7 protein-coding genes and 1 pseudogene are annotated in these 7,548 nt (G+C 72.6%); 6 read left to right on the forward strand and 2 right to left on the reverse strand.

All coding sequences use genetic code 11. The features are described 5' to 3' along the window. From AC07FA_RS33015 to AC07FA_RS33025, 3 genes and pseudogenes are all read left to right on the forward strand, one after another. A pseudogene (locus tag AC07FA_RS33015) lies at positions 1-388 on the forward strand (glycoside hydrolase family 75 protein); the annotation flags it as partial. A gap of 181 nt (positions 389-569) precedes the next feature. Beyond that, the gene (locus AC07FA_RS33020; protein WP_479080027.1) at positions 570-950 is read left to right on the forward strand and encodes a PPOX class F420-dependent oxidoreductase; all 381 of its coding nucleotides are present in this window, start codon (positions 570-572) and stop codon (positions 948-950) included. A 145-nt stretch (positions 951-1,095) separates the two neighbouring features. Continuing rightward, positions 1,096-2,448 carry a hypothetical protein gene (locus AC07FA_RS33025; protein WP_479080028.1) on the forward strand — a complete coding sequence of 451 codons (1,353 nt, stop codon included), beginning with the start codon at positions 1,096-1,098 and terminating at the stop codon, positions 2,446-2,448. Between the two features lie 142 nt (positions 2,449-2,590). Here the strand turns inward: AC07FA_RS33025 and AC07FA_RS33030 are convergent, their stop codons facing one another. Next, on the reverse strand, positions 2,591-3,430 hold the full coding sequence (locus AC07FA_RS33030; RefSeq protein ID WP_479080029.1) for an SDR family oxidoreductase: 840 nt from the start codon (positions 3,428-3,430) through the stop codon (positions 2,591-2,593). A 91-nt stretch (positions 3,431-3,521) separates the two neighbouring features. On the opposite strand from AC07FA_RS33030, the gene AC07FA_RS33035 reads away from it, so the two are divergent. Further along, entirely contained in the window at positions 3,522-3,932 is a 411-nt protein-coding gene (locus AC07FA_RS33035) for a winged helix-turn-helix transcriptional regulator (protein WP_479080030.1), read from the forward strand. A 112-nt stretch (positions 3,933-4,044) separates the two neighbouring features. On the opposite strand, the gene AC07FA_RS33040 is transcribed toward AC07FA_RS33035, so the two are convergent. Beyond that, complete coding sequence (locus AC07FA_RS33040; RefSeq protein WP_479080031.1) at positions 4,045-5,091, reverse strand: aldo/keto reductase; 1,047 nt, start codon at positions 5,089-5,091, stop codon at positions 4,045-4,047. 221 nt (positions 5,092-5,312) lie between these two features. Between AC07FA_RS33040 and AC07FA_RS33045 the strand changes: the two genes are divergently transcribed. Continuing rightward, positions 5,313-6,155 carry a nitrilase-related carbon-nitrogen hydrolase gene (locus AC07FA_RS33045; protein WP_479080032.1) on the forward strand — a complete coding sequence of 281 codons (843 nt, stop codon included), beginning with the start codon at positions 5,313-5,315 and terminating at the stop codon, positions 6,153-6,155. Next, entirely contained in the window at positions 6,152-7,435 is a 1,284-nt protein-coding gene (locus tag AC07FA_RS33050; protein ID WP_479080033.1) for an aspartate aminotransferase family protein, read from the forward strand. Before AC07FA_RS33045 ends, AC07FA_RS33050 begins: the two co-directional genes overlap by 4 nt. Positions 7,436-7,548: the final 113 nt, after the last annotated feature.

Consider the following 7,548-nt stretch of genomic DNA (forward strand, 5'->3'; position numbering starts at 1 on the left):
CCCCCCCCCCCCCCCCCCCCCCCCCCCCCCCCCCCCCCCCCCCCCCCCCCCCCCCCCCCCCCCCCCCCCCCCCCCCCCCCCCCCCCCCCCCCCCGCGGCCGTGATGCGGGCATGCCCGCATCCGCGAGGGAGGCGCCGAAGTGCGGACCCGCACGCGGATCTCGAAGGGGAAGTACCGAACGGACCAGGGAGGGGCGGCGACCGTGCCGGTCTGCGCGAAGAAGGGCGCCGTGTTCTGGAAGGCGGACATGGACATCGACTGCGACGGGCGCAGAACGACCCCCTGCGACGAGGAGACCGACCCGTACTTCCTGCCGGAGACAGCGTTCCAGAGCTCACGCGGAGACCGCTGGAATCCGCCGCGCTGCCGTTCGTCGTCGTGCCGGGACTGCGCTGGCCAGGGAGTTCGTGAACGACAACTGACGACCGAAGGACGGGACGTCGGAGCGCGGGGAGAACGTGCCGCACCACTTCCGGCACCCCGCTCACCGCCTGACCGGGTTCCGCGTCCACCGCCCGGGCGGCACCGGCGAGCGGCGGGGCCGGCCGGGGCGCGTAGGGTCGCGCCCGTGACTCTTCAGGACTTCGCGCGCAGTGAGTACGTCAGCCTGACCACGTACCGGAAGGACGGCACACCCGTCGCCACGCCCGTCTGGGCCGCGGCCGAGGGCAACGTGCTGTACGTCTGGACCCGGTCCGACTCGTGGAAGGCCAAGCGGCTGCGCAACAACAGCCGCGTCACCGTCACGGTCTGCGACCTGCGGGGCCGGATCGCCGAGGGCGCCCCGAGCGCCGAGGGCACCGGGCGGCTGCTGGACGAGGCCGGTACCCGGAAGGTCCGCAAGGTCATCGGCCGCAAGTACACCTGGAAGTACTGGCTCCTCGACTGGCCCGCGACCGCCGTACGGCTCGGGAAGCGCCCGCACACGGGCATCGCCATCACGTTCTGAGGCCCGGGGTGGCCGGGGGCGCGCGGCCGGGCGGTGCGCGCCGACCGCAGCCTGCCCGAAAACCCCGCGTAGCCGTCCCGTAACACGCCTGCGATCGAATGCCTGCGGACTGGAAGGTTCCAGTCGACGGCCGGCGAGGGCGACGATGACGGTGCATCAACCTGCGGTGGAAGTAGCCACGTTCGCGCACTACCTGCGGGAGCTGACGGCCCTGCTCGACCCCGGACGCGGCTGGTACGGGGTGTTCTCCCGCCGCGATCCCGAGGGCATGCGGGCCTGTTTCGACGGGACCGAGGTGCCGCCCTGGGACGTGGTCGAGTCGTTGCTCCAGGACCTGGCCGTGGCGCGCGGCGCGGCGTTCGCGGAGCACGAGTCGGTACGGGCCGCCGCGCTGTACTCCGCGTCGGCCACCGCCCACGACCGGCGGCCGGGTGGTCGTCGGGCCCTCGTGGAGCGGCTTGAGCTGATGCTCCGCGAGCAGACCCACGCCGAGCAGCGCCTGCGCGCCACCTCCGTGAACGCGGGCCACGCCCCGGACGCCGGTGCGGAGGCACTGGCCTGGGCCCGGGACGACCACGAACGCGCCTCGGCCCGCTGTACGGAACTGCGCAAGCGGATCTCGGCGGCAGCCGCGCCCGAGGGGTGGTTCCGGATGGAGGAACGGGACGGCGAGGCACCCTCGCGGGCGGGGCTCGCGGAGGCCGCCGACGTACACCGGGCGAAGCCCGCCCCGCAAGCGCCGAGCGCCCCCGCCCCGAAGCGGAGGAAGCCGCGCGGCGCCCGGTTCGCCGGCCTGGACGTCGACGACGAGACCGATCCGGCCGCCCCCTCGGTGGTGCCCGTGCTCCCCGTCCCGCCGACGACGGCCGCAGGTCCGCGCGGCGCCCGTTTCCGGGGCGCCACCGCCCGGGAGACGGGCCCGGACGTCGCCGCACCCACAGCCGCGCCCGCTGCCCCGCCCGGCCCCGTCGCCCGGCGGGCCGCGGGCGAAGCCGTCGAACGGCTCGTCCGGCTGCGCGCGGAAGGCCGCGGCGGCGAGGCACACGTCGTGCTCTGCGAGGCGGCGGCCGGACCGGCGGACCACCTGCCGGTCCTCGCGCTCGCCCTGCACGGGGCGGGACTGGCCGCCGACTGGGCGACCCTGCTGTGGGAGGTGTCCACGCTGCCGCCCGCGGGGCTGGCCGCGGCGGCGGGCGCACTGGCCGCCGCCGGTCGTCCCGACGACTGTGCCCACCTGCTGCGCCAGGGCGCGGCGCGCCCCGCCGCCGAGGTGGCCGACGCGGTGGCCGCCCTCGACCGGGCAGGCCTCGCCCCGCAGGCGCGAGCGCTGCTGGGCGCGTTCGTCCGCGTACGTACGCCGCAGGACGCGGCCAGGATCGCGGAACACGATCCGCGCCGCCTCGTACCGCGACTGCTGGCCGCGGCCCGCGAGGTATCGGCGGCGCGCGAGTGGGACCTCGTCCACGCGCTACGGGTGGCGGGCATCGCCGGGACCTAGGCCGCTCCTTCGGATCACCTGGCCTCGCGCAGGTGGTGGCCCGTACGCGCGCCGCCCGCCGACGCGGACGTGAGCGCGCAGGGGCAGCCCCGTGCGGCCGTAGTCGCACGAGGCTGCCCGGGCGCTTCAGCTGAGCTGTGCCTCAGCGGAAAGCGGCGATGTTGCGGGCCACCCAGTTGTCGAAGGGGCGCGGAGCGCGGCCGAGGACTCGTCCCACGTCCGAGCTGATCCGCAGTTCGGCGGGGTTCGGGGCGGAGATGATGTCCAGGGTGTCGTCGGCGAGCTCCGGCGGCACGAACCGGGTCATCGCGGCTTTGGCCTCCTCGCGGGTGAGTTCGTGGAATCGCACCGGCGAGCCGAGCGCGGCGGCGATGGCCTCCGACTGCTGACGGGGCGTGATCACCTCGGGCCCGGTCAGCTCGAGGACTCCGCCGGTGTGCCGGTCGTCCAGCAGGCAGGCCGCCGCGACCTCGGCGATGTCCGCCGGGTCGACGACCGGAACCCCCACATCGCCGAAGGGTGCGGCGACCGTCCCTTGCGTGCGGACGGACTCCGCCCACGCCAAGGCGTTGGAGGCGAAGCCGCCCGGTCGCAGGACGGCCCAGTCCAGGCCGGACTTTCTCAACGCGTCCTCCACCGCGCGCATCGCGATCCGCGACGGGCCGAGCGGCCTGGTCGCCACGCCCTGCGAAGACAGCAGGACGACTCGGCGGACCCCGCCGGCAGCAGCCAGGCCAATAATGTCGGCCGGGCTGGCTCCGGGGGCGTGCAGGTCGCCGGACAGCAGGAGGAACAGCGCCTTCGCCCCGTCCAGAGCGGGAGCGAGGCCCCGCGGCTCGGCCAAGTCGGCCGGCACGTGCCGGACCCCGTCCGGCATGGCCGCCGCGTGCCGTGACACCGCCGTCACCTGCTCGCCCGCCTTGGCCAGGGCCTGCGTCAGAGGCCGGCCCACATTCCCGGTAGCCCCGGTCACCACGATCATGTTCGCTCCTAGTCCGTTGTGCGCTGCGGCGATTGACGCTAGGAGGCGGGCTTACTTTTCGTAAGAACATACCCAGAGGTAAGCTCCGGACATGAGGGAAGGTGCGCAGCTGACGCAGGCCGAGGCGGGCAATCGGTATGAGGTGTTTCACACCGACTGCCCTGCGCGCGACGTGGTCGACCACGTGACCAGCAGGTGGGGCATCTGGGTGCTGATCTCCTTGCGGAGCACCGATCTTCGGTTCTACGAGCTGCGCGACAGCATTCGGGGCATCAGCGAGAAGATGCTCGCTCAGACACTGCGCGCACTGGTCCAGGACGACCTGGTCTGGCGCAAGGTCGAGCCGACGACGCCACCCCAAGTCACCTACGGGCTGACTGAGTTCGGCCAGGACGTCGGTGCGCCGCTGACGGACCTGTTCGACCGGATCACCCAGCGGCTGGCAGCCGGCGGGGCGTCCGCCACGGAGGGGCCGAGCGCAACAGGCCAAGCGAGCGGCTGACCGCCCCAGGCCCTCAACAGCTTCATCGTCTCGACGACGAACGCCGACCGTGACAGCAGAGAGGTTCGTGCGCCCCCCACAGCACGGACCTCGTTGGGGGTGCGGCCCCGGATCAGGCCCCGTCCGTCGTACGCCGGTACGTCGAGCGCCGGTCGTCGATGTCGGTCCAGCGGTCGCCGTACACCGTCTCCACCACGCCCGGCTCGCGCAGGAAGTCGTGCGGGAAGCCGAGCGGTACGGCACTCACCTCGTCGAGGCGGGCGACGGCGGTCGCGTCGAGCTCTGTCTCCAGGCAGGACAGGTTGTCCGCGAGCTGGCCCTCCGTGGACGCGCCGATGATCGGGACGATGTTGCCCGGGCGGCCGCGCAGCCAGGCCAGCGCCACCTGGGCCGGGGTCCAGTCGCCCTGCCGGGCGATGTCCACGACCGCCGTGATCGTCGCGTGCTCCCGGCGCCGCGCCGCGTCCCAGCCGCTGTCCGGGGCGTCCGGCCCGGTGGGCAGGTCCCTGCCGGTGAGCCGGCCGCGGGCGAGCGGGCTCCAGGCGAAGACCGTCTGGTCGAAGGCGCGGGCCTGCGGGAGCAGTTCGCGTTCGGGGGTGCGTTCCAGCAGGCTGTAGCGCAGCTGCGAGCCGGCGAAGGCCGTCCAGCCGCGCAGTTCTGCCAGCGTCGACGCCTGGGCGATCTCCCACGCGGGCCAGTCCGAGACGCCGATGTAGAGCACCTTGCCGGCCCTGACGAGATCGTCGAGCGCCCGCATGACCTCCTCGACCGGGGTGAAGTTGTCGCGGGCGTGCACCCACAGGACGTCGAGCCGGTCCGTGTTCAGCCGGGCGAGGCTCGACTCCACGGACCGTACGAGGTTCCCCCGGTGGTTGCCCGCCGAGTTCACGTCGCCCTTGGCGGTCGCGCAGGTGTACTTGCTGGCGAGCACGAGGTTCTCGCGGCGCCGGCCGAGCACCTCGCCGAGGACCGCCTCGGACGAGCCGTAGATGTCGGCCGTGTCGACGAAGTTCCCGCCCGCCTCCACGTACGCGTCGATGATGCGTCCACTCGTCGCGGTGACGGCCCGGGGGTCCGTCTCGTGACTGCCGAGGGTCATGGCGCCAAGCGCGAGCTCGCTCACGCGCAGACCGGTCCTGCCGAACAATGTGTAACGCACGAGGTTTCCCTTTCGGTCGTCGTGTACCGGAGGCTACGAGTTCGAGTGCGCTTCAATGCAAGGAGTGGACCGCTCGGGTACGAAACATGATCGACTCCGCCGGTTCACGGCGATGGTCTTGCCCCGCTGTGGGGCGGGGCTTACGTTCTCCCCTATGCACTGTGTCTACGGGCGTAGAAACCACGTAGAGGCTCTCTGACGCCGCGTCGAAGGAGCAGCTCATGTCCCACGTCGTACGCGCCGCACTCGTCCAGGCGACCTGGACCGGCGACACTGAATCCATGATCGCCAAGCACGAGGAACACGCGCGCGAGGCCGCCCGGCAGGGGGCGAAGATCATCGGTTTCCAGGAGGTGTTCAACGCCCCCTACTTCTGCCAGGTGCAGGAACCCGAGCACTACCGCTGGGCCGAGGCCGTCCCCGACGGGCCCACCGTCCGCCGGATGCGGGACCTGGCCCGCGAGACCGGCATGGTGGTCGTCGTGCCGGTCTTCGAGATCGAACAGTCCGGCTTCTACTTCAACACCGCCGCGGTGATCGACGCCGACGGCACGTATCTCGGCAAGTACCGCAAGCACCACATCCCGCAGGTCAAGGGCTTCTGGGAGAAGTACTACTTCAAGCCCGGGAACGCCGGCTGGCCGGTGTTCGACACCGCCGTCGGCAAGGTCGGCGTCTACATCTGCTACGACCGCCACTTCCCCGAGGGCTGGCGCCAACTCGGCCTGAACGGGGCCCAGCTGGTCTACAACCCGTCCGCGACCTCGCGCGGACTCTCCAGCCACCTCTGGCAGCTGGAACAGCCCGCGTCCGCCGTCGCCAACGAGTACTTCGTCGCCGCGATCAACCGCGTCGGCCAGGAGGAGTACGGCGACAACGACTTCTACGGCACGAGCTACTTCGTCGATCCGCGCGGTCAGTTCGTCGGTGACGTCGCGAGCGACAAGGAGGAGGAACTCCTCGTCCGTGACCTCGACTTCGGGATGATCGAGGAGGTCCGGCAGCAGTGGGCGTTCTTCCGGGACCGCCGTCCGGACGCGTACGAGGGGCTGGTCGAGCCGTGACCGGGCTGCACGAGCGCCATCTCGCGGTCAGCCCGGACTGGCTGGCGCTCTACTACCGCCGCCCCCTGGAGCTCACCCACGGCGAGGGCCGTCACGTCTGGGACGCGGACGGAAACCGCTACCTCGACTTCTTCGGCGGCATCCTCACCACGATGACCGCACACGCCCTGCCCGAGGTGACGAAGGCGGTCGCCGAGCAGGCCGGGCGGATCATCCACTCCTCGACGCTCTACCTCAACCGGCCGATGGTGGAACTCGCCGAGCGCCTCGCCACCCTCTCCGGCATCCCCGACGCCCGGGTCTTCTTCACCACGTCGGGCACCGAGGCCAATGACACCGCACTGCTGCTGGCGACCGCGTACCGCAGGTCCAACCAGATCCTCGCGATGCGCAACAGCTACCACGGCCGGTCGTTCTCGGCCGTGTCCATCACCGGCAACCGGTCCTGGTCGCCGACGAGCCTCTCTCCGCTCCAGACCCTGTACGTCCACGGCGGTGTCCGCACCCGCGGACCGTACGCGGAGCTGAGCGACGACCGGTTCGTCAAGGCGTGCGTCGCCGATCTGGAGGACCTGCTCGGGCACACCCGCGAGGCCGCCGCGCTGATCGCCGAACCCATCCAGGGCGTCGGCGGTTTCACCTCACCTCCCGACGGGCTGTACGCGGCGTTCCGCCAGGTCCTCGACCGGCACGGCATCCTGTGGATCTCGGACGAGGTGCAGACCGGCTGGGGCCGGACGGGTGAGCACTTCTGGGGCTGGCAGGCGCACGGCGAACACGGGCCGCCGGACATCCTCACGTTCGCCAAGGGCATCGGCAACGGCATGTCGATCGGTGGGGTCGTCGCCCGCGCCGAGGTCATGAACTGCCTGGACGCCAACTCCATCTCGACGTTCGGCGGCTCGCCGGTCACCATGGCGGCCGGCCTCGCCAACCTCTCCTATCTCCTGGAACACGACCTCCAGGGCAACGCGCGACGCGTCGGCGGACTGCTCATCGAGCGGTTGCGCGCGATCGCCGCGGGGTCCGCGTCCGTACGCGAAGTCCGGGGCCGGGGCCTGATGATCGGCATCGAACTGGTGAAGCCCGGCACCGACGAGGCGGACCCGGAGGCCGCCGCCGCGGTCCTCGAAGCGGCCCGCGAGCGCGGTCTGCTGCTCGGCAAGGGGGGCGGGCACAGCACCAGCGTCCTGCGGATCGCCCCGCCGCTGTCGCTGACGGTCGCCGAGGCGGAGGAGGGCGCGGCGATCCTCGCCGAGGCCCTGCGCGCGGCGGATTAGGCCGGCCGGGGGGGGGGGGGGGGGGGGGGGGGGGGGGGGGGGGGGGGGGGGGGGGGGGAGGGGGGGGGTGGGGGGGGGGGGGGGGGGGGGGGGGGGGGGGGGGGGGGGGAGAG

Source organism: Streptomyces sp. NPDC045968 (assembly GCF_056430475.1).

Excerpts from the sequence above, each read along its gene's own strand:
- AC07FA_RS33025 (WP_479080028.1), top strand. The coding sequence starts at position 1,096 with ATGACGGTGCATCAACCTGCGGTGGAAGTAGCCACGTTCGCGCACTAC.
- AC07FA_RS33030 (WP_479080029.1), bottom strand. The coding sequence starts at position 3,430 with ATGATCGTGGTGACCGGGGCTACCGGGAATGTGGGCCGGCCTCTGACG.
- AC07FA_RS33035 (WP_479080030.1), top strand. The coding sequence starts at position 3,522 with ATGAGGGAAGGTGCGCAGCTGACGCAGGCCGAGGCGGGCAATCGGTAT.
- AC07FA_RS33045 (WP_479080032.1), top strand. The coding sequence starts at position 5,313 with ATGTCCCACGTCGTACGCGCCGCACTCGTCCAGGCGACCTGGACCGGC.